Genomic DNA, 22,086 nt, shown 5'->3' on the forward strand with positions numbered 1-22,086 from the left:
CCAAACTAACTTAACTCAAGATAGGTGACTTAACTTAATATCAGCTAAGGTAGCAGCACCAGAAAGCGCCATGGTCATCTCCAACTCATCGCGCATTAAACGTATGACGTGCGCAACACCCAAGGCACCCGCAACTGAGAGCCCCCAGACATAAGGGCGGCCAATCATCACGGCATCGGCACCAAGCGCTAGCGCTTTAAATGCATCCTGCCCACGGCGAATGCCGCTATCAAAAAGCAGGCAAGCCTTCCCGGCAACCAAATTGGCAATTTCAGGCAACACGGCAAGGCTAGTCGGCACGCCATCTAACACGCGTCCACCATGATTAGAAACCACTAGCCCATCGCAGCCCAGACGCAAAACACTTGCAACATCTTCGGTATGCAGTAGGCCTTTTACTATTAGTGGCACGTTGATTTGGTCTCGCAGCCAAGCTACATCATCCCAGCTCGGCGCCTGCGTCATCCAGCCATCAAACACCAAGCTTTGATGGCCTTGCACAGGCGGCTGCGACAATGGGGACTCCAGATTCACGGCGCGCACGCCGTCAGGCAGTTCCATAACAGCCTGTTTAACCGGCGCATCCACAGTAAACATCACTGCATTGTAACCTGCTGACAATGCACGATTGAGCAAGCGCAAAGTGCGTGAGCGATCTCCTTGCCAGTACAACTGGAACCATAAAGGCTGACCAGCCGCCTCAATAATTTCTTCTAACGATTGGCTGGCAAGGCTACTAACGACCATTTGCCCGGCCTGCGCATTGGCGGCCATGGCAGTGAGCTTTTCACCATGATCATGAAACAAGCGCTGGTATGCGATTGGCGCCAGCAATAAGGGATGCTCAAAATCTTGCCCAAATAAATTGAAACGGGTGTGGCCACCTTTTACATCCACCAAAGGTCTGGACATCAATTGCACATGGTCAAACGCCTCTAAATTCGCTTTGAGGCTAAACCCTTTACCAGAGCCGCCTTCAAGGTAATGCAAAACATCAGGGCTTAATCTTGGCTGGGCGTGTGCAAGATAATCTTGTGCAGTTTGAATACCGGGCGGAATCGCTGTCAACTTGTTCAGCAAAGCCATTACTCAGCCCATAGCCGTAAAAGATTGTGGTACACACCCGTTAGATGCACGACTGCCTCAGACTCACCTACCGTTTGACGCAGCTGCGCCAGCGAGATATCCATGTCGTACAACAGGCGGCGTTTTTCGGCGTCACGCACCATGCTCTGAATAAACATAAAACAAGCCACTCGTGCACCTTTAGTCACAGGCGTCACCTGATGTACAGATGATGATGGATACACCACCATGCTGCCTGCTTTCAACTTGAATGCATGGCGACCAAAGGTATCCTCTATCATCAGCTCACCGCCTTCATATTCATCCGGTTCTGATAAAAATAACGTCGCAGAGACATCGGCACGCACATAACCACTACCATCTGGCATCATGCGCATCGCGTTATCGACATGAAATCCATAATGATTGGTTTGCCCAATATAACGGTTGAAAAATGGCGGTAAGATTCTAGAAGGCAGTGCCGTGGAGAAAAATAGTGGGTTACGGCCAAGCGCCATATGTACTAACTGCCTGAGGGCGCGTATTTCGGGCGCATTTTCCGGCAGCTGTTGATTATTTTTCACAATTGCAGCTTGCGTTCCCGCGGTGACCCTGCCATCGACCCAGTTCGCGCTGGCCAGTAAACGCCGCGCTTCCACCAACTCTTCCGCCGTTAATACATCAGGCACATGCTGCAACATACGATTCCCTTGGGTTACGCTAATTGTTAGATTGTACTAACTTTGGGTTAGTCTTTAATACCTTCTGCCTTGATAATTGCCAAGGTTTTGGTATCAAAGTAGATTTCTACTTTTTTGCCATCTTTATTGCGGCCGTAAATCTCATAACAATTACCATCCACTTTAAACTTCTTGATGGTATATCCTTCATCTGCCAAAGCTTTTTTCAACGTGTCTTCTGATGCCCACTCTTCTTTTGGGTGCACAGGGCAATCTGCCGCCGCGTGTGCGTAAATAGGGAGCAAAGCCAATAAGGCGAACAATGTACGCATATTCAAATCCTTTATCAATTTAGGTTCTAGCCCACGTGTGAGCCATGTTGTAATGATGGCGGTGCTTCAATCACCGCTATGCTATCGACTGCATGCAAGCAAAATTAATTCAATTATTAGGCGCACACAACTTAAAATAATGCACCTCGAGCCCGCTTTTAAAAACCAGATAATAAACAGAAAAAGCCATGAGGACTACTCATGGCTTTTTTAGCATCATAACTTAGAACTTGATCTCTGTTGTTAAGATTGCCGTTCTGCTGTTACCTGGCGTCAGGAAAGATCCGTTATCGTAAACATCGCCATAATAGACTTTATCAAACAGGTTTTTCACGTTTAAACGTACGGCCCATTTTTTTGCCTCATAGGCTGCCATTACATCCCAGCGGGTATAGCCAGGCACCACATTAGGCTTGAATGCACCATTCACAAAGTTAGTACCTGCACCACCGCTTGGATTATAACCAGTACGTTCGCCTTTAGCCTCAAAACCACCACCAATTTTCCAGTTACCCGCGATGGTATAGGTTGTCCACATATTGGCTGTCATGGCGGGTGTATTACGTGCGCGTTGGCCTTTGTATCCTGCGTAAGCATGTGTAATCAGACCGGTGTTTGCATTCACGTTCTCTGCAACTTCCAGAATTTTTGCATCCATAAATGCCACACCACCAAACACTTCCCAGTTATCCGTCAAATGCCCCGCCAGTTCAAACTCCAGACCATCGGTGCGACGTTTCTTAGTAAGGATACTTGCGGTAGCCTCTAAATCGGTACTACGTTCCCAGTCTTTAGTTGTACGGTATAACGCTGTACGAAATGATAAATCACCATCTAGGAACAACCATTTAGCACCTAACTCAACTGTCTTACTTCTTTCAGGCGGCAATGGCGCAACTGTCAGCTGATACAAATCTGCTGTTGGGCTGAATGAATCGCTAAAACTAAGATAGTAATGGCTATCTGGTGTTTGGTGCCAAGACAAACCGGTACGATAACTATTTTCACCATAGCTAAGTTTTGGTGATGTAGCACTTGAATAGTCTGCGCGAAGTTCATCTCGACGCAAACCCACTAACAAATCCCAGTTTTTTACAAACTCAATCGTATCTTGTGCATAAACTGCGTAGTTATCTGCATCAAATTTAGTTGGTGTCCCTGTTACTTGGCTTTCAGTGTAACCAGGCACAGAGGCAGTTCCTATATTTCGTAAGCTCTGACGATATGAGTCTTCTTTCAAATACTCAACGCCCGCCAATACTTGATGTTTCATTCCAGCCAAATTTAATTTTGTGCTGAAGTCTGATTGCAAATTCAATGTATCGTAGCTTGATTTTCTTGCCTGATTCTGACCTAGGACTAACGAAGCATTAGTAGGCACTGCATTTGCAGCGGTTTGATGTGGCGTCTTTGCCCAATACGCACGGTCATAACTTGCACTTCTCAACTGAGTGCGTAGCTGCGTATCTTCCGAAAACTTATGGGTAAAAATACCGGTAGTAACACGCGTATCGCTATTATCAAAGTTTTGATTGCCACCATAGAAAGTCTTGTCATCAATTTTACCGGTTGCAACGGTACGGTTAGCTGGACGCTTATTAAAGAATGAAATACCAAAATCTGGTACATCACGTGTTTGTGTGTAGACGTGATTCAAATAGAACTCATTATCCGTACCGATACCAGTGCCAAAGCTAACCGCAATACCTTGACGGTCAATCTCAGGATGATCACCCGTCGCAGGGTTTCTACGATAGTTTTCTTCATGTCTATCCATCACATTGACACGAATCGCTGTGGTATCGCCTAGTTTCTTATTAAAATCACCAGTAAGCTGGTGGTAAGAGTAACTACCCAAACTGCCAGTAACCGTATTTTTATCTTCAAGCTTAGCCATTTTAGTCACTTGGTTAATCACGCCACCCGCTTGACCACGACCAAACAGCATTGCTGCAGAACCACGCAGTACATCCACTTGGTCCAAGTTGTATGTTTCACGGTAGTACTGCGCTGTATCGCGCATATTATCTAAGTAGATATCACCAAATGTGTAGAAGCCACGCAGATTAAAGTTATCGCCGCCACGGCCGCCTTCAGCCGCGTTAAAGGTTAAGCCAGACACGTTGCGCAATGCATCGCGTAGTGAGCTTATTTGCTGGTCATGCATTAAATCATGCGTCACTGAGGTAATTGCCTGTGGAACATCTTGTGGATCTTGCAACACTTTGCCTACGCGGGTTTTTGTTGCTTGGTAGCCACCAATCTCATTGACTGAAACAGCTTTTACATTCACTTCTTCTAGTGTTTGTTGTGGCGCTACTTCTGCCGTTTTTTCTTCGGCAATTGCGTTTGCGGCTGGTAAAGCCAGCATCACCGCTAAATACAGTGATTTTTGTGTCAGTGATTTATGTTGTGTCAACATCATGCTTTAGTATCCTAATGATAAATGTCAATCGCTGGCTAACTAAGTCTATTGCATGTGCAACACTTACTGGCTGGCTAAAAATGATTAATTAAGCTTTACATAACCCTTACAAATGTAAAACTAAGTAAATTAAGCGCTAATGATAACTGTTCTCATTTAGAATTGCAACTATTATGTATGATTAGCTTCATAATCATTAACCAGTCATTTTCAGCAATGACGACACTGACTGCTTAGGGATAAAATTTGCATCATGCGCCTCAACCTCAAAATCGATTCAATATAACATTGTGCCAAAGACCAATATAAACATACGCTTATGTGTGGCTAGCTTAGTGCTGATCACTCACCAGGCTTTTGCTGAAGATAGCATCTGGTACCAAGATCAACATGCCAAGAAGAACGACCCACTGCAAACCAAGCTATTTGCATTGCCAAAACTCACGGATGGCTATCAGTCACTAGATGCACCCTGCGCAGACCAGCTATCCGCATCAGCTTTTGCCAAACCCCTCACATTGGCAGAAGTTGCCAATGCCAGTTTGTGTAATAACCCACAAACCAGTGAAGTTTGGGCGAGTGCGCGCGTACAGGCAGCCCAGCTTGGTATTGCAAAATCAGCTTACCTACCCACTTTAACCGATAATATAAGCAGCAACCTGAGCGTGCTACACCCGGAATCAGCAACACGCAACAACCCGAACCTGAATTTAAGCAATAGTCTGGTGGCGAGCTACCTCTTGTATGACTTTGGGAACCGCAATGCAAATTTAGAGAGTGCGCGCCAATTATTGCTCTCAGCCAGCGCTAGCCAAAGCAGCACAGTACAGAATGTACTGCTTGCAGCTACCGTAGCGTTTTATCAAGTGCAAGCCAAGACTGCCGCAGTAGAAGCTGCATTACAGGCGGAACGTGCAGGTAACGAAAGCTTTAAAGCAGCCGAAGCAAGATACAACGCCGGCGTATCAACCCCCGCAGACAAATTGCAAGCGCAAACCGCTTACGCACAACTGACGCTGACACGCATTACCAACGAGGGCAGCTTGCAAACCGCTTATGGCAACCTAGCAAATGTCATGGGCTTACCGGCCAACCAACAAATACGCTTAGTGAGCAATACAGTTATACCATCTGCCAACATATTGAGCGATGTTAACTTACTAATAGAGCAAGCCAGCTTGCGACGGCCCGACCTGATTGCCAGCGAGGCGCAACTGAAAGCAGCACAAGCCAGCATTGATGCAAGCAAGGCCGCAGCAAAACCTACTATTTCGGTTTCTATGTCCAACAACCTACAGGATGGCTCTAGCCTGGCAACCAGCAACAACTCAACCTTGGGCTTGACGGTGGCAATTCCGCTGTTCAACGGATACGCCCCAACCTACAGAATACGTGCAGCTGAAGCGACTGCAGATTTACGTGCGGCACAACGTGATCGCTTGCGGCTGCAAATTTCGTTAGATGTATGGACGGCCTACCAGAACTTACGCACCGCACTGGAATCTGTGAGCGCGACCGAAGTGCTGGTAGCAAGCGCGGAGCAGTCTTATCGCGTAGCGCTTGGGCGCTACAAAGCAGGTGTAGGTAATATTATTGATACACTCAATGCACAAAGTGCCCTAGCCAGCGCACATCAACAGCAAATTCAGGCTGCACTTAACGCCAACATTACACGCGCTACACTAGCTCAGGCGATGGGCTCCTTGGATCATGCAATGATTCAGTCACTGCCGAGCGCGACCGTTAATGCTTTGCCTACTACCAATACTCCATCAATAGATTAGCCTGCTATGAAACTATTTAAAAACATCATTTTGATTATTGCGTTCATCGCGTTAAGTGCTGCCGCTTATTTCTATTATCAACGCACGCACCAGACCAATCCGGCTGATACTTATCGCTTATCGGAAATCACACAGGGCGATATTGAACAAACAGTCTCGGCCAACGGCACGCTCAACCCGGTAACGCTAGTGAGTGTGGGTACACAGATTTCCGGTATCGTTAAAAAGCTGTACGTAGACTTTAACGATGCCGTCAAAAAAGACCAGGTACTCTTGGAGTTGGACAACTCGCTATTCATGGCGCAAATTAGCCAATCGCAAGCCAGTGTACGCAACAATCAAGCAGCGGTTGAGTTAGCGCAGGCCAATGAAAAACGTATACGCCAGCTATATGTGCAGGAGTACGTATCAAAACAGGAGTTAGATACTGCAGTACAAGTGTTAAAGTCTGCCAAAGCACAACTAGACAGCGCACGCGGCTTGCTGGCTCGTGACCAAACCAACTTAAACTTCACCATCATCCGCTCACCGGTTTCAGGCGTGGTGGTGGATCGGGTGGTAGATGTCGGCCAAACCGTTGCTGCGAGCTTTCAAACACCAACCTTAATTAAAATTGCGCAAGATTTATCAAAAATGCAGATTAACTCCAGCTTTGCCGAAGCCGATATTGGCAATATCAAAGTGGGGCAAGTCACCAAGTTTAATGTGGATGCATACCCCAACCGCAATTTTGAGGGCGTAGTTAAACAAGTGCGCCTCAATCCAACCAACACTTCAAACGTGGTCACTTACGATGTAGTGATTTCAGTTGATAACAACGAGCAACTACTACTGCCAGGCATGACCGCCTACGTGAACATTGGCGTTGCCAAGCGTGAGCAGGCGTGGTTAGTACCCAATGCGGCGCTACGCTACAAACCAAAATTAGACGACAACACTGCAGACAGTGCGAAAAACGAACCCCGTAAAAATGCGAGTGGCCGTAAAAAGGGAAATAAAGGCTCAGACCTCAACACAGGTAGCATTTATATCTTAAAAGATGGCAAACCTTTAGCGATTAAGGTGCGCACAGGCATTACTGATGGTCGCTATACCGAGATTACCGGCCAAGATTTAAAAACACATGGCATCAATATAGGCACGCAAGTGATTGTGGCTGAATTGCAAAGCAATGGACAAGCGCAGGCTGGCGGCAACATGCGCGGGCCTAGAATGTTCTAGATTGGATATAGGCCATGCAAAATAGCGTTATTGAAGTCAACCACCTATACAAAGACTACCAAACGGCGGCAGGACCATTCCCGGTACTGAAGAATGTTAACCTAAGCATTGAAAATGGTGACTACGTAGCCATTATGGGGCATTCCGGCTCAGGAAAATCCACGTTTATGAACATCCTGGGCTGCCTTGATAAACCAAGTAAAGGTGAGTACATATTAGATGGACACCCTGTTGCCGATATGGAGCAGAATGCGGTGGCGCAAGTACGCAACAAAACCATAGGTTTTGTATTCCAAGGTTTCAATTTACTGGCGCGCTCTAGCCTGCTGGACAACGTAGCGTTACCACTGGTATATGCTGGTGTTGATAAAGCTGAGCGCCATGCCCGTGCCAAATTACTATTAGAAAAAGTAGGTCTGGCTAAATACCTGAACTCGCGCCCCAACCAAATCTCTGGCGGTCAGCAGCAGCGCGTGGCTATTGCACGCGCGCTGGTAAACAAGCCCAGACTCATATTAGCGGATGAACCCACAGGCAATCTGGACAGCACCACTAGCGAAGAAATCATGGCACTATTTTCTGAACTCAATCAAGAAGGCATCACTATCGTATTAGTAACCCATGAGGCAGACATTGCAGAACACGCCAGCCGCCAAGTACGATTTTTAGACGGAAGAATTGTGCAAGACACGCGCACCAAACAAATTGGCATGACCACCACGCAACCAATGAGCGAGGCTATTTAATGTTTACTGCAATGCTAGGTGAAGCATGGCACGCCATGGGCGCTAACCGCTTACGCACGTTTCTAACCATGTTAGGCATGGTAATAGGCGTGAGTGCCGTAGTATTGATGATGGCGATTGGCCAGGGCGCGGAGGCTGCAGTTAAACGCTCTATCAGCGCGATGGGCAGCAACCTATTTGTTGTACTCTCTGGGCCGCCAACTGCGGGAGGTGCGAGATCAGCCACAGGTAACGCACCATCACTGAATGTGAAGGATGCAAATGCAGCTACTGAGCTTGACGGTGTTATTGGCGTTGCACCCGTCACTATGGGCAAGGCACAAATCGTATTCGGCAGTAACAACTGGAATACCGACATCATCGGCACCACCCCCAGTTATTTAGAAATACGCGGCTGGAGTTTAAGTGACGGCTATGCGTTCTCTGAATCGGACCTGCGCTCTGCCACCCGCGTGGCATTGATAGGTAAAACTATCGTACAGAATATCTTTGGCGACAATATTGACCCTATCGGTAAAACTATCCGTATCAAACAGAGCCCGTTTGTGATTTTAGGCGTACTGGATAGCAAGGGCCAAACCTTAGATGGCCGCGATCAGGACGACACCATTATCGTGCCGCTCACCACCGCGCAACGTAAGCTCTTTGGCAACCAACTCCCAGGCAGCGTCAGGCAAATCATGGTACAGGCAGAATCTGACAACACCATGTCCATGGTGGAAGAAGGCTTAAATAGCTTACTGAATCAACGCCACAATATCCGCGAGGGTGCGGAAAGTGACTTCTCGGTACGCAATCTAACCGCGATTGCCAACTCTGCCGCAGAAACCACACGGACCATGTCACTGCTACTAGGCGCGATTGCCTCTGTCTCCTTACTAGTCGGCGGAATCGGCATCATGAACATCATGCTGGTATCAGTGACGGAACGTACTCGTGAAATAGGCATACGCATGGCAATTGGTGCGCGTCAGCGAGATATCCTATTGCAGTTTTTGCTAGAAGCCATCGTTATTTCGATTGTCGGCTGTTTAATCGGCATTGCGATAGGGGTAGGTGGAGCCATTATGGTGAACACCATCACCAAGGCAGAGATTATTATTTCAGTAAACTCGGTCGCCATCGCCTTTGGTGTGGCCGCCAGCATAGGCGTATTCTTTGGCTTTTACCCAGCACGTAAAGCCGCAAGACTCAACCCGATTGAGGCATTGCGCTATCAATAAACCTATCTAGCCGACTACGCACATACTGATAGTGCAGGCCTTGTGCAAAAACCTTAGTCCGCTACTCAGCCAGCCCATGCTAGCCACAATATGATTGTTTTAGTATGGGCTGGTAAGAGAGTATTATCGTAACTCTAGTAGGTAATATGCCAAGGGAGAAACCATGGCTAAAGATTGTTGCAGCAGTGGATGTAGCAGCACTAAGCAACTGACACCTCAATATCGGAAGATACTGTGGGCTGCGTTAATCATCAACGCATCAATGTTTATAGTAGAGCTTTTGAGTGGGGTCCAAGCGGAATCAGTATCACTCATGGCAGATGCAATCGACTTTTTTGGCGATGCCATAAACTATGGGGTCTCTTTAGCGGCGCTCTCCATGAGCCTTGCATGGCGCGCGCGTACTGCCTTGCTTAAAGGGCTAACCATGGGTAGCTTTGGATTATTGATACTCGTCACAGCCGTATGGTCTACGCTGCACGATGCAACCCCTAAAGCTGAGACTATGGGCTTGATAGCGCTTATCGCCCTACTGGCAAACGTAAGCGTCGCTATGATGCTTTATGCCTACCGCGACGAGGATGCCAATATGCAATCGGTATGGCTGTGCAGCAGAAATGATGCTATCGGCAACATGGCCGTTATGATGGCCGCACTGGGCGTATGGGGGAGCAAAAGCGCATGGCCTGATCTGGTAGTGGCAGCAATCATGGCAAGCTTAGGCGTATCAGCAGCAATGCAGGTGATCAAAAAAGCACGGTCAGAATTAAATCATCAACAATAAACGATGAGTTTCGGCTTCTATCTGGCCCAGATTACCTCATGCGTTGCAGGTAGTGGGTTGAGCACTAAGCGCATGCCGATTACAAAGGCATAGAGCCCATAACCCATATACATTAAGCGCAAAAAAAATGGCGCAATTACTATTGCGCCATTTCCTATCAATTAAGTTAGCAACTACTTACTCTCGCTGACAAAGCCTAATTTAGAGACTCCTGCATTTTGTGCATCAGCCATTACTTCAGCCAAAATCTGATAACGCGTTTCTTTATCTGCGCGGATATTCAGTTCAGGTTGTGGTTTCTTTTGCGCCACTTCCTGCAACTTTACTTTCAACTCACCATCCACTAGCGCTGCATCATTCCAGTACATTTTACCTGCCCCATCAATCGCAATTGAAATCACCTCAGGTTTTTCAGGAATAGGCTGACTGCTGGTTTGTGGCAGATCAATCTTTACCGCATGCGTGAGTAGCGGCGCAGTAATAATAAATATCACCAACAACACCAACATCACGTCGACTAATGGTGTTGTATTAATCTCAGACATAGGGGCTGAATGAGATGAAACACCTGCGTTATGACCTGACCCTATCATGCTGATGCACCCACCACATGCATGGTTTGCTGTACGGCATCATGGTGCTTGTGCGCATCACGCTTAGTACTCATGACTGCACCAGTAATAATCAAGGTATGTAGCTCATAGCCAAACTTTTCTAATTCAGCAGACAAGGCACGGTTGCTACGTACAATTGCGTTGTATGCCAGCACAGCAGGAATCGCCACCGCCAAACCAAATGCCGTCATAATCAATGCCTCACCTACTGGGCCTGCCACTTTATCTAGCGTTGCCTGACCACTTAAGCTAATGCTTGCCAGTGCGTGGTAAATACCCCAAACCGTACCAAACAAACCCACAAATGGAGACACACTACCAACAGATGCCAACACGGTAAGGCCGCTCTCCATGTTTGCACTTTCTTCAGCAATACTGCGGTTCATTGCACGTGCAACAAATTCGTCTTGCGCAACAATTTCTACGGCTTTAGCTGCGTGTAATTTATGATGTTCAGCGGCAAGAACTGCTTTTTCTGCCAATCTCGCCATGCCTGTCGCTGAAGCCTGCTGACCTTGCTTTACCGCAGCCGCTAAACTTGGTGCTTGCCAAAATGCAGCCAGGTAAGCTTTATAGGCACTACGTGTGCGCCATACTGCAATGCTTTTTGTCACAATAAAATACCAGCTTGCAACAGACATCACCAACAGCACCAAAGCTACCAGTATAGAAACTGGTCCGCCAGCCGTGATAAATTCCCAACTATTAAATTCATACCCGTTTTGCATCATTTACCTCGCTTCATTTGTAATCTGTACATTAATCTTACGGCTTAAATCTTGTAACTTAGCTATTCAGTGAAAAGTTGATTGGCACTAATACGTATGCGCTCATTGGTTTGTTGCTGCGTTTTGCCGGCACAAAGCTCCATTTCTTCACCGCTTCAACAGCTGCTTCATCTAACTTGCTATGACCACTGCTTCTATCCACTTGCACAGTGGTAGCTTTGCCTTCTTCTGACACCAATACTTTGAGCAATACTTTGCCTTGCTCGCCCATACGTCTGGCTGACATAGGGTAAGCCGGGGCAGGGTTATTAAGGTAAGCCGCACCAAAACTCGGTGGCTCAATCGCTGGCTCAGGCGCTACTTTTGCCTTTGCCACTTCAGCTACGACATCTGTAGCCTTCGCCGCTGGCTGTGCATCGGTTGGTGTATTTTCTGCAACAACTGGTGTTTCTACCTTCTCTGTTGTCACAGGCTCTTTTTGTTCGATTTTTCTCGCTGCATCATCGTTCACTACGCGTGGTTGCTCTACCACTTTCTGCGGTTTAACAACGGCTTTTTTAACTACCGGCTTTTGCTCAACCACTGGCAACGGTTTTTCTTCCGGCATATTTTCAACATGGCTCACCAAACTCACCATCATCGGCGTCTGTGGCTTTTCTAGCTCAACAGTTTCCGGCTTAGCGTAAAGAATGCCTATCAGCCCTGCCATATGCAGCACTAACACGGTGACTAGCCACTTATAAGAAACTTTATCTTCTGCTGAGGATGCTGTACTAGCGTATGCATTAAGCGGCGCAGCTTTTACATTTTGCTTATTGCTACCCTCTACACTGCTCACAACAGGATCCAAGAAGAAATGAGGATTCACCACTAGTTCTGAATTTGACACCATATCTTCCTCCCATCCTATTGCAAAAAACCAATTTTCATTGGTCGCTATCAGCTCTACTTCGTTAAAATCAACTTACCTTGATTCGTGAGTCTTAAACGGTAATCCTCACCAAAATGCTTAATCACCAACTCACGTGCACCTGCGAATAAAGCCTCACTCGTGGTCTCTTTCACTGGGGTAGCCTGCGCAAGTTTAGGTGCATTTTTCTTGTCATTAAGCATCTTCGTCTAACTTTATATTCGGTTAAGTTTTTTAGATGCTTACACATCAACAAACTCGAAGCACAATGATAATTGTTATCATTTAGATTTGTCAATCAATTTGTTAACTAATCATGCGCTATGTTATTGATTCTATTTAGTTGAACGCATCAATGCACGTTGTAATTGATGGCTGTTTGCTTGCTATAAACCGCCTGCTCTTGCTGATATAGTGTCAATCGAGTCGCGGCATCTGCCAGCAACATTTTTAGGGAATTAAGCGCACTGCCCTCTATACGCAAACTAATTGCGCCAATTTCCAACTCAGCCACACTACAGCCCTCACAAAACACTATCCGACCTATTTCATTTTTTGATAACAAAACACGCGAGCATGACGGTTCGTTGTTCATTGCTAGCTCCTGCTGATTATTTTTTTCCATGTCACACCTATTTAGTGAGTATCAATTTATTTTGTTTGGTCACACGTAAAATGTAAGTCTCGTTCTCGTGGTCGATCATCACCTCTTTTACGTTGGTAAATAACTTATCACTGTGCAATCTCTTAATCCTTGAAATCTTAATGTCTTCATGCGTACGCGCAGTGTCTGTCACGATTGCTATATCAAAACTCATGTGCTCTTTAGAGGTTAAATTAGTAATAATTTTCATGATGGCGGCCCAATTGATACGCTCAATTTAAAAAGATGGTCGGCTAACATAAGTGATTAAACCTAACGCGACCATTAAATGACCAATTAAGATCAAGGAGACGCATGTTGCCATGCATTTACTACATTCAAGCCACTGTTAGTAGGCGGCTTAAATTCTGTCGCTACCGTTACACGCGGTTAGCGTAATACTCAACCACCAGTTGCACATCAACCGGGAAAGGCACATCAGTAATCGCCGGCAAGTGCGCCACTTTTACCAACTGTTTATCCGCCTCCCAAGCTAGCCACTCCGGACGCTCCAGTGAAGGCTGTTTAATCGTTTCAACCACCATAGGTATATTTTTACTTTTTGCTTTAATCGTGATCTCATCCCCTACGTTTAAGCGTATCGAAGGGATATTGGCAGGCTTGCCATTCAACATAAGATGCCCATGACTGACCAACTGGCGAGCAGCAATCACAGTAGGTGCAAACCCTGCACGAAATACCACGTTATCCATGCGGCGCTCTAACAACTGCAACAATCTTTCACCAGTTGGCTCTTTGCCTTTACGCGCGTCTAAAATCAATCTGCGCATTTGTGTTTCAGTCAGTCCATAGTTAAAGCGTATTTTTTGCTTTTCATGCAACTTCACCCCAAAGTCAGAGCGACGCTTGCGTGAGGCTTTATTACCATGCTGGCCAGGTGGCGTCGGGCGCGCTTCTATCGTTTTACGTGATAAGCCTGGCAAATCAATCCCCAGTGCGCGCATCACCTTTAATCTTGGGCCAATAAATCGTGACATCTTGTTTCCTTATCTATTTATTTGATATTAATTAACTTATTGCAGTGTGCGATGGCTAGCTAGCAACCAGCTATCTTCGGCACCGTATTCACTCACGATACGCGCCCATTGCTGCACCAAACGCTCGGCAATATCTTCTATTAACTTGCTATCTGCATATTCTGGCGCCGTCAGCTTATTGGCTAAATCACTGGCCAATATCGCCAACTCTTGCGACGGCTTCAGTGCGTATTGCGTAGCGACACAGCAAATTGCCGCCATTAACTCTTTAGCAGTTGGCAACTCTGGGTCAAACAATTCACTTGGCGTCTTTAATGATGAAACTTGTTTTTGCATGTTTTTACTCGCTTGTAATTTGACTTAACACTTACGCCTGATGCAACTCTGTTTGCATCACCAATCTCGCCACTGCTTTGCGCATCATTTCATTCATCATAAAAAAATTGCGCACCTCAAGCCGTAAAGACGTATCACCAATTTCCAGCTCAACAATGTCTTTAGCTTTGTTGTACAGCACTTTGCAATCCTCATTACCGGTTAGCTTTGCTTGGCTAATAATTAATTGCTTACTCATGATTTACTCCAATCCAGAAGTTAATTAAATGATAATGATTCTCATTTAATATGTCAACCGTTAATTTTGACTAAATTAGTAAGGTATTATTGATGACCATTATTCAACACAGCCCACCCCAAAATAATTGATCGCGATTAGCCATATATGTTAAGTAACTGAGGGCGCTCTCATGATTAATATGAAGCATCAATCATGAATACATATAGCTTGCAAATCGGTACATACGCGCATAATCACTTTCACGAACCAGGCTAATGTGTATAAAAATGCTGGTTCTAAATTAAAACTATTTTTTATGGAGAACGATTATGTGGACATCACCATCAGCAACTGAAATGCGTTTCGGCTTTGAAGTAACAATGTACGTAATGAATAAGTAATTTGATTTCAGCAATAAAAAAGGGAGCAATTGCTCCCTTTTTTATATCAAACTACCAATTTACAGATATTTCACTACCATCGCATTACTTAAGTCCCCGGCAACGATTGGCAACTTCACATAGTAGCCACTACCTGAAGCCTCTTGTATCGGTTCACCCTTTTTATTAAATAGGCTTTCCACAACAATGTCCTGATTACCCGTTGGGTGAATCACCTGCAGACGGTCACCCACGGCAAACTTATTACGCGCCTCAACATCAGCCAGGCCTTTTTCTGCGTCATACGCGACCACGTCACCGACATACAAACTACGGCTGGAACTAGAGTAACCTTGCTTGTAATTTTGATGCTCTGCCGTGTGATGGCGCTGATAAAAACCATCGGTATAGCCACGATTAGCCAAGTTCTCCAAATCCCCCAGCAAGTTCCAATCAAATGGACGGCCAGCCAATGCATCATCAATGGCCTTGCGGTAATTTTGGCTAGTACGTGCCACGTAATAGCGTGATTTGGTACGGCCTTCAATCTTGAGCGAATCCACCCCCATTTTAATCAAACGCTCGACATGCTCAATGGCACGCAGGTCTTTACTGTTCATGATATAAGTGCCGTGCTCATCTTCTTCAATTGGCAACAACTCACCTGGGCGGCCTTTTTCCTCAATCAGATAAACTTTATCTGCCAATGGATGGCGCGGCAAACTGCCACAGCCAGACAAGCTGGATTTTTCCATCTCCGCTTTAAAATCAAACTCATCTAAACGGATCACCCCTGCAGCATCTTCTGCCGCATCATGCACCTTATAATCCCAACGGCAGCTATTGGTACAAGTGCCTTGGTTAGGGTCTCGCTGATTAAAATAACCCGAGAGTAAGCAACGCCCAGAATATGCAATACACAAAGCGCCATGCACAAAAACTTCCAATTCCATTTCGGGGCAGCGCTGACGAATATCCTCAATTTCATCCAGAGATAACTCACGCGATAAAATCACGCGCGTTAAGCCTAGCGACTGCCAGAACTTCACCGTCGCATAATTCACAGTATTGGCCTGTACAGACAAATGCACCGGTACTTCAGGCCACTTCTCACGCACCATCATAATCAAACCAGGGTCAGACATAATCAGGGCATCAGGGCGCATCTCAATCACAGGCGCCATATCTGCCATATAGGTTTTAATTTTTGCGTTATGCGGTGCAATATTGCTCGCCACAAAAAACTTCTTACCGCGTGCATGCGCTTCTTTAATGCCAATTTCAAGGTTGGCCATCGTAAAATCATTATTGCGCGCGCGTAAGCTATAGCGTGGCTGCCCTGCGTAAACGGCATCTGCACCATAATCAAATGCAGTACGCATACGGTCTAAATCGCCCGCTGGGGCCAAAAGTTCGGGTATCTTCATCATCTTTACTTCACTTAATCTCTATAAAATCAAAACAACATCGCCATACGGTGTTATTTTGGCTTTATTCACCAATAATTTTCACTAGTACACGCTTCTTACGTCTACCGTCAAACTCGCCGTAGAATATCTGCTCCCAAGGACCAAAATCCAAATCGCCATTGGTAACCGCTACTACAACCTCACGCCCCATGATTTGGCGCTTCATATGCGCATCTGCGTTATCTTCACCCGTATCATTGTGACGGTAACTGCTCACTGGCTCATGTGGCGCAAGACGCTCTAACCATTGCGTATAGTCATGGTGCAAGCCGCGCTCATCATCATTAATAAACACGCTGGCTGTAATATGCATGGCATTGACTAACACCAGCCCTTCACGCACGCCACTTTCACGCAAACATTCACGAATTTGCTCAGTAATACGGATAAATGCAACACGTGTAGGTGGGTTGAACCAAAGTTCTTTACGATAGCTTTTCATCAAATAGTCCTTAATTTTCAATAGCCTAATTTTAACATCGCATTATCTGTTTCAGATAAACAATTTCCACATTTTAATCATGGTCAAAAAAAATGGCCTCACATTGGAGGCCATTTCATTATTAATTCTCAACTTTAACGTTATATTTTTACATCATATTGTTGGCTAAATGTCTTACCTTCATTATCTGTCGCTACTGCCTCCAACTTGCCTGCTGAAGCGGGAATAAAACTAAATTTGAAATAAGGGTCTTCTGCCGTACCCACCCCGACATCTACAGTCATCAGTGGCTTACCATCATAAGCAAAATCAACCTTATTAATATAAAACGCCGGTACATAGCCTTGAGACACCAAGTCGCGTTGCAGGCCTGTGCGCATAATATGCTTGATATTAAAAGTTGCCATGGTTGGTGTGCCAAACTTGGCAGGCGTTTCTACATTCATTTTAATACGGCCTGCAGCAGCGCGAATCTCTGCCTCATTATTCTCTACCATCCCGCCACAGCCGCCAGCGGCACGAATCACACGTGACCCTAAATAGAGCTTGCCATCTTCAGTTTCACCAACTAAACGCACGTAAGCGTCAGTCTCAAAGCGAATACGTGTTGATAATTGAAAATCACCCAGCGCATCCGTTAAATGATAAGTAGCGGTTAATGGAATCGGGTTTGCATCCACAAACGCATATAACTTTTTGATGACCACACCGTTAGCCGCCGCACGATCAATACTGTAGGTGACAGGTACCTGCGCGCCACTTTCAGCACGCTTAGGCGCTTCAATCTTGATAAAGTCCACTTCTTTCATTTCACGCTTTGCGAAGAAAGCTTCTTTCATTACTGCCCATAGTTTAGGGTCGGCCTCTGCATAAGTATTAGCAATAAAAGCTAGAGACAACCCCACCGCAACAGCAAGTTTACCTACCCATCTTTGAAACTGCATAACCATACGATACGCTCCCAAACAATATTTATTTTAACAAACCTAAGACAAGTAACTTTACCAAATAGTTCTATAGGCTAACGACTAGCAGAGAAAGCAACACCACCGCATTACACACGCTCATTTTCCATATAAAAAAACAACTCTATGCCATTGCCTACCGGATCTTTAAAATTGATTTGCCTCACGTTCAGCACCGGCAAGTCTCGGGTGGTGTATTGAATACCATGGCTTTTTAAATGCGCCTCCATTGCAGGCAGGTCCGTACAGGTAAATGAAATATGATCTATGGTGGTAAGCACATTGGTTAATGGCTCCCCTTCACCGCGATACTCGGCCAAGTGCAGCACATGCGTATCGCCAATATATAGCCAAAAACCTCTACTGGTAAAGCCCTCACGCGGCCCAACCTTTAAACCAAGTACATCACAGTAAAAGTCCTTGAGCTTGAGCATCGTCTCGTAAGGCGTGCGTAAGTTGTAATGATTAAGTTGGGTAACTGGCATAGTATGATTTTAGTAAATTGAAGTAGTTAAGCCGATAAGCTTTCGGCGACATTAATTGATACACTTTAACATCTTTGCAGCATCGCGTAACTAGCGCAAACAGATGAAATAGATGATTAATCGCCTTCAAACTCGCATAGCGAATAAGGCACCAGCCCAGCATCAGCTAAGCGTTGTGATCCGCCTAGATCCGGCAAATTAATCACAAAAGCACAACCAACCACCACGCTACCAAGTTTTTGCAGCAAAGCCACTGAGGCCTCAGCAGTGCCGCCTGTCGCAATCAGGTCATCCACTAACAGCACGCGCTCGCCTTGCGCAATTGCATCGGTATGAATCTCCACACGGTCAGCACCGTACTCCAAAGCGTAATCATGCCCAATCGTTTCTGCAGGTAATTTGCCAGATTTACGTATCGGCACAAACCCCACGCCCAGCTTATACGCCAAGGCAGCGCCAACAATAAAGCCGCGCGCCTCTATGCCAGCAATTTTATCTATAGGCTGGTTAGCATAATGCTGTGCAAACGCATCAATCACCATACGAAAACCTACGGGGTCTTTAAGTAAAGTGGTGATATCGCGGAACTGAATACCCTGTTTTGGGTAATGGGGGATAGTGCGGATAAGAGATTTTAAAGGCATAAACGCTTACACCATATTGAAACACATTGAACTGCCGACCCCAAAAACATTGGAGCCAACCAGTTCATGTGCGAATTTAGAAGCAATACTTAACCTTCCAGAATGCAATTCGCGATACGAGCACCAGACACATCCGCGTTGACAGTACAAGAGTACGACAAGCGGATGTAACAACGTTATCGTGAAGTGAAATGCATTTTATGCGGCTGGGTTCTGTGAGCGAACACGAATATGCAACTCACGTAATTGCTTCTCATCCACTTCGTTCGGTGCATTGGTCATCAAGCACTGAGCACGTTGTGTTTTAGGGAATGCAATTACATCGCGGATAGATTCAGCACCCGCCATCAATGTCACCAAACGGTCTAAACCGAATGCCAAACCACCGTGCGGAGGCGCACCGTATTGCAATGCGTCTAGCAAGAAGCCAAACTTCTCTTGCGCTTCTTCACGGCTGATTTTTAATGCATCAAACACTTTAGATTGCACTTCTTGCTGATGGATACGCACAGAACCGCCGCCTACTTCCCAGCCGTTTAACACCATGTCGTACGCTTTTGATAAACACGCACCTGGGTTAGTTGCTAACAAATCTTCGTGACCGTCTTTTGGTGCAGTGAACGGATGGTGTAACGCCACCCAGCGATCAGCATCTTCATCATGTTCGAACATTGGGAAGTCCACAACCCATAGTGGCGCCCATGCGCGGCCATCCACATGGCCTTTATCGTGACCAACTTTAAGGCGTAATGCACCTAAAGCTTCATTCACTACCTTAGCTTTATCAGCACCGAAGAATATGATATCGCCGTTTTGTGCGCCTGTGCGATCAATAATCGCTTGCAATGCATTCACGTGAATGTTTTTCACGATTGGTGACTGTAAGCCTTCTTCGTTCAATTTAGTGATGTCATTAATCTTGATGTAAGCCAAGCCTTTAGCACCGTAGATTTTTACAAACTCAGTGTAGGCATCAATTTCGGAACGGCTAATTGCCGCGCCGTTAGGCACGCGTAAGGCAGCCACACGGCCACCCGCCATATTGGCAGCGCCTGCGAACACTTTAAAGTCCACGTCTTTCATCACGTCTGAAAGCTCGGTGATTTCTAAAGTCACGCGCATATCTGGCTTATCTGAACCGTAACGGTTCATCGCTTCAGCAAATGGCATACGTGGGAACTTAGCTGGCAAGTCTACGTTTTGAACTGCTTTAAGCATTTGGCGAATCATTTCTTCCACCAAATCCATAATGTCGTTTTCTTCCATAAACGATGTTTCAATATCCACTTGTGTGAATTCTGGCTGACGGTCAGCGCGCAAGTCTTCATCACGGAAACATTTAGTAATTTGGAAGTAACGGTCAAAGCCTGACACCATCAACAATTGTTTAAACAATTGTGGTGATTGTGGCAATGCAAAGAACTGACCATGATGCACACGGCTAGGCACGAGGTAATCGCGCGCGCCTTCTGGTGTGCTACGTGTCAGCATGGGTGTTTCAACTTCAATAAAGCCGTTCACATCCAAGTAGTCACGCAAGGTTTTAGCCACGCGATAACGCAACATCATGTTTTTTTGCATCGCAGGGCGGCGCAAATCAATATAACGGTGCTCTAAACGCACGGTTTCAGTCAGGTTTTCATCATCCAACATGAACGGTGGCGTGAGTGATGGGTTTAGTACCTCAATCTCAGTCGCTAACATTTCCACCTCGCCCGTAGGCAAGTTTGGGTTAACTGTGCCTTCTGGTCGCGCGCGCACTTTACACACCACTTTTAGCACGAACTCACTACGGATAGTTTCCGCTACCGCGAATGCGTCTTTGGTATCTGGGTCAATCACGATTTGCGCCAAGCCTTCACGGTCACGCAAATCAATAAAAATAACACCGCCGTGGTCACGGCGACGATGTGCCCAACCACATAATGTGACAGTTTGACCAATGTGTTCGCGGTTTAAATGGCCGCAGTAATGTGTACGCATCATAATTTAATTGTTTGAATATTGAGTTAAAAGTTTTGGAATCTTAGGTACAGGCGCAACCACGCCCATAGAAATAATATATTTAAGTGCTTCGTCTACGGTCATTTCCAGCTCCACCACATCCGCCTTTGGCATCATCAAGAAAAATCCGCTTGTTGGATTGGGCGTGGTTGGCACAAAAACACTGACATAATCGCCTTGCAAGTGATTTGCAACATCACCGCCAGGGGTGCCGGTTAAAAACGCGATGGTCCACGCACCCTCCCGCGGAAACTGAACCAGCACTGCTTTACGGAACGCATTGCCCGAATCTGAAAACAAAGTATCAGACACCTGCTTAACACTAGAGTAAATCGACTTCACCACTGGTAGATGATTAAGCAGTTTTTCCCAGAGTATAATAAGCTGCATGCCAAAGAAGTTGGTCGCAATCAGCCCTGTGGTTAAAACAATCAAAACGGTTAGAATCGCGCCGATGCCAGGGATATCCCGCCCCAACAAGGTATGCGGATGCCAAGCTTCTGGTAACAGTAACAAGCTTTGATCCATCACCGCGATGAAGGACTTGAGCACCCAGATGGTAATCACCAACGGCACTAACACTAACAAGCCTGTAATAAAGTATTTTTTCATTCGCGTGATTTATTCAGCAGTCACTAATGACACGCGCAACCTGTGGCGCAAGCCGCTGGCGCTGCACTGGATTCGCTAGCTGACTCAGATGCTGCAGAATCTGCTGGTTTAGCGGATTTACTGGCACCACCCTTAAAGTCAGTTGCGTACCAGCCACTGCCAGTTAACTGAAAGCTCGGTGCTGACAACTGCTTGGAGAACGTCTCCTTGGCACATTGCGGGCAAGCCTCTACGCTTGCAGCACTTACTTTGCGCATGACCTCTGCTTTGTGTCCACAGCTACTACATTGATAATCGTAAATAGGCATAGAAAATCACCATTCTTAATACGTTAAATAACCCACGATTATACCTGAATCCATTGCAATTTTATTGC

At 46.0% G+C, this 22,086-nt stretch carries 27 protein-coding genes; 6 read left to right on the forward strand and 21 right to left on the reverse strand.

Going from position 1 to position 22,086, the window contains the following annotated elements:
* Positions 1-15: 15 nt before the first annotated feature.
* From C3Y98_RS11460 to C3Y98_RS11475, 4 genes are all read right to left on the reverse strand, one after another.
* Positions 16-1,086 carry an alpha-hydroxy acid oxidase gene (locus C3Y98_RS11460; RefSeq protein WP_209308793.1) on the reverse strand — a complete coding sequence of 357 codons (1,071 nt, stop codon included), beginning with the start codon at positions 1,084-1,086 and terminating at the stop codon, positions 16-18.
* Positions 1,086-1,766, reverse strand: a complete 681-nt coding sequence (locus tag C3Y98_RS11465) for a Fe2+-dependent dioxygenase (protein ID WP_135278731.1) — start codon at positions 1,764-1,766, stop codon at positions 1,086-1,088. Before C3Y98_RS11465 ends, C3Y98_RS11460 begins: the two co-directional genes overlap by 1 nt.
* Before the next feature lie 47 nt (positions 1,767-1,813).
* Positions 1,814-2,077 carry a PepSY domain-containing protein gene (locus C3Y98_RS11470; RefSeq protein WP_209308794.1) on the reverse strand — a complete coding sequence of 88 codons (264 nt, stop codon included), beginning with the start codon at positions 2,075-2,077 and terminating at the stop codon, positions 1,814-1,816.
* A gap of 223 nt (positions 2,078-2,300) precedes the next feature.
* On the reverse strand, positions 2,301-4,502 hold the full coding sequence (locus C3Y98_RS11475) for a TonB-dependent receptor (RefSeq protein WP_135278733.1): 2,202 nt from the start codon (positions 4,500-4,502) through the stop codon (positions 2,301-2,303).
* A gap of 335 nt (positions 4,503-4,837) precedes the next feature.
* On the opposite strand from C3Y98_RS11475, the gene C3Y98_RS11480 reads away from it, so the two are divergent.
* The 5 genes from C3Y98_RS11480 to C3Y98_RS11500 all read left to right on the forward strand — a co-directional run bounded on the left by C3Y98_RS11480 (position 4,838) and on the right by C3Y98_RS11500 (position 10,260).
* Positions 4,838-6,286 (forward strand): TolC family protein, encoded by a 1,449-nt coding sequence (locus C3Y98_RS11480; RefSeq protein WP_245234372.1) that lies wholly within the window; start codon positions 4,838-4,840, stop codon positions 6,284-6,286.
* 6 nt (positions 6,287-6,292) lie between these two features.
* On the forward strand, positions 6,293-7,507 hold the full coding sequence (locus C3Y98_RS11485) for an efflux RND transporter periplasmic adaptor subunit (protein ID WP_135278734.1): 1,215 nt from the start codon (positions 6,293-6,295) through the stop codon (positions 7,505-7,507).
* Positions 7,508-7,521: 14 nt separating this feature from the next.
* Positions 7,522-8,253 carry an ABC transporter ATP-binding protein gene (locus C3Y98_RS11490; protein ID WP_135278735.1) on the forward strand — a complete coding sequence of 244 codons (732 nt, stop codon included), beginning with the start codon at positions 7,522-7,524 and terminating at the stop codon, positions 8,251-8,253.
* Positions 8,253-9,476: an ABC transporter permease gene (locus tag C3Y98_RS11495; RefSeq protein WP_135278736.1), complete on the forward strand. Its 1,224-nt coding sequence runs from the start codon at positions 8,253-8,255 to the stop codon at positions 9,474-9,476. Before C3Y98_RS11490 ends, C3Y98_RS11495 begins: the two co-directional genes overlap by 1 nt.
* A gap of 163 nt (positions 9,477-9,639) precedes the next feature.
* On the forward strand, positions 9,640-10,260 hold the full coding sequence (locus C3Y98_RS11500) for a cation efflux transmembrane domain-containing protein (RefSeq protein WP_135278737.1): 621 nt from the start codon (positions 9,640-9,642) through the stop codon (positions 10,258-10,260).
* A 173-nt stretch (positions 10,261-10,433) separates the two neighbouring features.
* Here the strand turns inward: C3Y98_RS11500 and C3Y98_RS11505 are convergent, their stop codons facing one another.
* From C3Y98_RS11505 to C3Y98_RS11545, 9 genes are all read right to left on the reverse strand, one after another.
* Positions 10,434-10,853 (reverse strand): ExbD/TolR family protein, encoded by a 420-nt coding sequence (locus tag C3Y98_RS11505; RefSeq protein WP_135278738.1) that lies wholly within the window; start codon positions 10,851-10,853, stop codon positions 10,434-10,436.
* Complete coding sequence (locus tag C3Y98_RS11510; protein ID WP_135278825.1) at positions 10,850-11,602, reverse strand: MotA/TolQ/ExbB proton channel family protein; 753 nt, start codon at positions 11,600-11,602, stop codon at positions 10,850-10,852. Before C3Y98_RS11510 ends, C3Y98_RS11505 begins: the two co-directional genes overlap by 4 nt.
* Before the next feature lie 58 nt (positions 11,603-11,660).
* Positions 11,661-12,494, reverse strand: coding sequence for an energy transducer TonB (locus tag C3Y98_RS11515; RefSeq protein ID WP_135278739.1), 834 nt, complete (start codon positions 12,492-12,494; stop codon positions 11,661-11,663).
* 53 nt (positions 12,495-12,547) lie between these two features.
* Positions 12,548-12,715: a hemin uptake protein HemP gene (hemP, locus tag C3Y98_RS11520; RefSeq protein WP_135278740.1), complete on the reverse strand. Its 168-nt coding sequence runs from the start codon at positions 12,713-12,715 to the stop codon at positions 12,548-12,550.
* Between the two features lie 149 nt (positions 12,716-12,864).
* Positions 12,865-13,137 carry a hypothetical protein gene (locus tag C3Y98_RS11525; RefSeq protein WP_135278741.1) on the reverse strand — a complete coding sequence of 91 codons (273 nt, stop codon included), beginning with the start codon at positions 13,135-13,137 and terminating at the stop codon, positions 12,865-12,867.
* Between the two features lie 7 nt (positions 13,138-13,144).
* Entirely contained in the window at positions 13,145-13,366 is a 222-nt protein-coding gene (locus tag C3Y98_RS11530; protein ID WP_135278742.1) for a hemin uptake protein HemP, read from the reverse strand.
* A gap of 169 nt (positions 13,367-13,535) precedes the next feature.
* On the reverse strand, positions 13,536-14,153 hold the full coding sequence (rpsD, locus tag C3Y98_RS11535) for a 30S ribosomal protein S4 (protein WP_135278743.1): 618 nt from the start codon (positions 14,151-14,153) through the stop codon (positions 13,536-13,538).
* A gap of 36 nt (positions 14,154-14,189) precedes the next feature.
* Positions 14,190-14,489, reverse strand: a complete 300-nt coding sequence (locus tag C3Y98_RS11540; RefSeq protein WP_135278744.1) for a hypothetical protein — start codon at positions 14,487-14,489, stop codon at positions 14,190-14,192.
* Positions 14,490-14,520: 31 nt separating this feature from the next.
* Positions 14,521-14,727, reverse strand: a complete 207-nt coding sequence (locus C3Y98_RS11545; protein WP_135278745.1) for a hypothetical protein — start codon at positions 14,725-14,727, stop codon at positions 14,521-14,523.
* A 311-nt stretch (positions 14,728-15,038) separates the two neighbouring features.
* Here C3Y98_RS11545 and pqqA point away from each other — a divergent pair, with 311 nt between their 5' ends.
* Positions 15,039-15,110 carry a pyrroloquinoline quinone precursor peptide PqqA gene (gene pqqA, locus C3Y98_RS11550; RefSeq protein WP_135278826.1) on the forward strand — a complete coding sequence of 24 codons (72 nt, stop codon included), beginning with the start codon at positions 15,039-15,041 and terminating at the stop codon, positions 15,108-15,110.
* 59 nt (positions 15,111-15,169) lie between these two features.
* Here pqqA and trhP read toward each other — a convergent pair whose 3' ends face one another.
* The 8 genes from trhP to C3Y98_RS11590 all read right to left on the reverse strand — a co-directional run bounded on the left by trhP (position 15,170) and on the right by C3Y98_RS11590 (position 22,018).
* Positions 15,170-16,519, reverse strand: coding sequence for a prephenate-dependent tRNA uridine(34) hydroxylase TrhP (gene trhP, locus C3Y98_RS11555; RefSeq protein ID WP_135278746.1), 1,350 nt, complete (start codon positions 16,517-16,519; stop codon positions 15,170-15,172).
* 61 nt (positions 16,520-16,580) lie between these two features.
* Complete coding sequence (locus C3Y98_RS11560) at positions 16,581-17,000, reverse strand: secondary thiamine-phosphate synthase enzyme YjbQ (protein ID WP_019897014.1); 420 nt, start codon at positions 16,998-17,000, stop codon at positions 16,581-16,583.
* Between the two features lie 140 nt (positions 17,001-17,140).
* On the reverse strand, positions 17,141-17,950 hold the full coding sequence (locus C3Y98_RS11565; RefSeq protein ID WP_135278747.1) for a quinoprotein dehydrogenase-associated SoxYZ-like carrier: 810 nt from the start codon (positions 17,948-17,950) through the stop codon (positions 17,141-17,143).
* Between the two features lie 104 nt (positions 17,951-18,054).
* The gene (locus C3Y98_RS11570) at positions 18,055-18,450 is read right to left on the reverse strand and encodes a VOC family protein (RefSeq protein ID WP_135278748.1); all 396 of its coding nucleotides are present in this window, start codon (positions 18,448-18,450) and stop codon (positions 18,055-18,057) included.
* Positions 18,451-18,566: 116 nt separating this feature from the next.
* Entirely contained in the window at positions 18,567-19,094 is a 528-nt protein-coding gene (locus tag C3Y98_RS11575) for an adenine phosphoribosyltransferase (RefSeq protein WP_135278749.1), read from the reverse strand.
* 198 nt (positions 19,095-19,292) lie between these two features.
* A complete protein-coding gene (gene aspS, locus C3Y98_RS11580; RefSeq protein ID WP_135278750.1) occupies positions 19,293-21,080 on the reverse strand; it encodes an aspartate--tRNA ligase in 1,788 nt (595 codons plus the stop codon).
* A 3-nt stretch (positions 21,081-21,083) separates the two neighbouring features.
* Positions 21,084-21,710: a DUF502 domain-containing protein gene (locus C3Y98_RS11585; RefSeq protein WP_135278751.1), complete on the reverse strand. Its 627-nt coding sequence runs from the start codon at positions 21,708-21,710 to the stop codon at positions 21,084-21,086.
* Positions 21,711-21,733: 23 nt separating this feature from the next.
* Positions 21,734-22,018 carry an FmdB family zinc ribbon protein gene (locus tag C3Y98_RS11590; RefSeq protein ID WP_135278752.1) on the reverse strand — a complete coding sequence of 95 codons (285 nt, stop codon included), beginning with the start codon at positions 22,016-22,018 and terminating at the stop codon, positions 21,734-21,736.
* Positions 22,019-22,086 lie beyond the last annotated feature (68 nt).

Origin of the sequence: Methylotenera oryzisoli, assembly GCF_004661485.1 — a bacterium.
GTDB classification, from domain to species: domain Bacteria; phylum Pseudomonadota; class Gammaproteobacteria; order Burkholderiales; family Methylophilaceae; genus Methylotenera; species Methylotenera oryzisoli.

Excerpts from the sequence above, each read along its gene's own strand:
- C3Y98_RS11530 (WP_135278742.1), bottom strand. The coding sequence starts at position 13,366 with ATGAAAATTATTACTAATTTAACCTCTAAAGAGCACATGAGTTTTGAT.
- trhP (WP_135278746.1), bottom strand. The coding sequence starts at position 16,519 with ATGATGAAGATACCCGAACTTTTGGCCCCAGCGGGCGATTTAGACCGT.
- C3Y98_RS11460 (WP_209308793.1), bottom strand. The coding sequence starts at position 1,086 with ATGGCTTTGCTGAACAAGTTGACAGCGATTCCGCCCGGTATTCAAACT.
- C3Y98_RS11515 (WP_135278739.1), bottom strand. The coding sequence starts at position 12,494 with ATGGTGTCAAATTCAGAACTAGTGGTGAATCCTCATTTCTTCTTGGAT.
- C3Y98_RS11590 (WP_135278752.1), bottom strand. The coding sequence starts at position 22,018 with ATGCCTATTTACGATTATCAATGTAGTAGCTGTGGACACAAAGCAGAG.
- C3Y98_RS11525 (WP_135278741.1), bottom strand. The coding sequence starts at position 13,137 with ATGGAAAAAAATAATCAGCAGGAGCTAGCAATGAACAACGAACCGTCA.
- C3Y98_RS11510 (WP_135278825.1), bottom strand. The coding sequence starts at position 11,602 with ATGCAAAACGGGTATGAATTTAATAGTTGGGAATTTATCACGGCTGGC.
- C3Y98_RS11570 (WP_135278748.1), bottom strand. The coding sequence starts at position 18,450 with ATGCCAGTTACCCAACTTAATCATTACAACTTACGCACGCCTTACGAG.
- C3Y98_RS11490 (WP_135278735.1), top strand. The coding sequence starts at position 7,522 with ATGCAAAATAGCGTTATTGAAGTCAACCACCTATACAAAGACTACCAA.
- C3Y98_RS11485 (WP_135278734.1), top strand. The coding sequence starts at position 6,293 with ATGAAACTATTTAAAAACATCATTTTGATTATTGCGTTCATCGCGTTA.
- C3Y98_RS11565 (WP_135278747.1), bottom strand. The coding sequence starts at position 17,950 with ATGGTTATGCAGTTTCAAAGATGGGTAGGTAAACTTGCTGTTGCGGTG.
- C3Y98_RS11470 (WP_209308794.1), bottom strand. The coding sequence starts at position 2,077 with ATGCGTACATTGTTCGCCTTATTGGCTTTGCTCCCTATTTACGCACAC.
- C3Y98_RS11560 (WP_019897014.1), bottom strand. The coding sequence starts at position 17,000 with ATGAAAAGCTATCGTAAAGAACTTTGGTTCAACCCACCTACACGTGTT.
- C3Y98_RS11475 (WP_135278733.1), bottom strand. The coding sequence starts at position 4,502 with ATGATGTTGACACAACATAAATCACTGACACAAAAATCACTGTATTTA.
- C3Y98_RS11500 (WP_135278737.1), top strand. The coding sequence starts at position 9,640 with ATGGCTAAAGATTGTTGCAGCAGTGGATGTAGCAGCACTAAGCAACTG.
- C3Y98_RS11505 (WP_135278738.1), bottom strand. The coding sequence starts at position 10,853 with ATGATAGGGTCAGGTCATAACGCAGGTGTTTCATCTCATTCAGCCCCT.
- hemP (WP_135278740.1), bottom strand. The coding sequence starts at position 12,715 with ATGCTTAATGACAAGAAAAATGCACCTAAACTTGCGCAGGCTACCCCA.
- C3Y98_RS11465 (WP_135278731.1), bottom strand. The coding sequence starts at position 1,766 with ATGTTGCAGCATGTGCCTGATGTATTAACGGCGGAAGAGTTGGTGGAA.
- rpsD (WP_135278743.1), bottom strand. The coding sequence starts at position 14,153 with ATGTCACGATTTATTGGCCCAAGATTAAAGGTGATGCGCGCACTGGGG.
- C3Y98_RS11575 (WP_135278749.1), bottom strand. The coding sequence starts at position 19,094 with ATGCCTTTAAAATCTCTTATCCGCACTATCCCCCATTACCCAAAACAG.
- C3Y98_RS11545 (WP_135278745.1), bottom strand. The coding sequence starts at position 14,727 with ATGAGTAAGCAATTAATTATTAGCCAAGCAAAGCTAACCGGTAATGAG.
- aspS (WP_135278750.1), bottom strand. The coding sequence starts at position 21,080 with ATGATGCGTACACATTACTGCGGCCATTTAAACCGCGAACACATTGGT.
- C3Y98_RS11585 (WP_135278751.1), bottom strand. The coding sequence starts at position 21,710 with ATGAAAAAATACTTTATTACAGGCTTGTTAGTGTTAGTGCCGTTGGTG.
- C3Y98_RS11540 (WP_135278744.1), bottom strand. The coding sequence starts at position 14,489 with ATGCAAAAACAAGTTTCATCATTAAAGACGCCAAGTGAATTGTTTGAC.
- C3Y98_RS11495 (WP_135278736.1), top strand. The coding sequence starts at position 8,253 with ATGTTTACTGCAATGCTAGGTGAAGCATGGCACGCCATGGGCGCTAAC.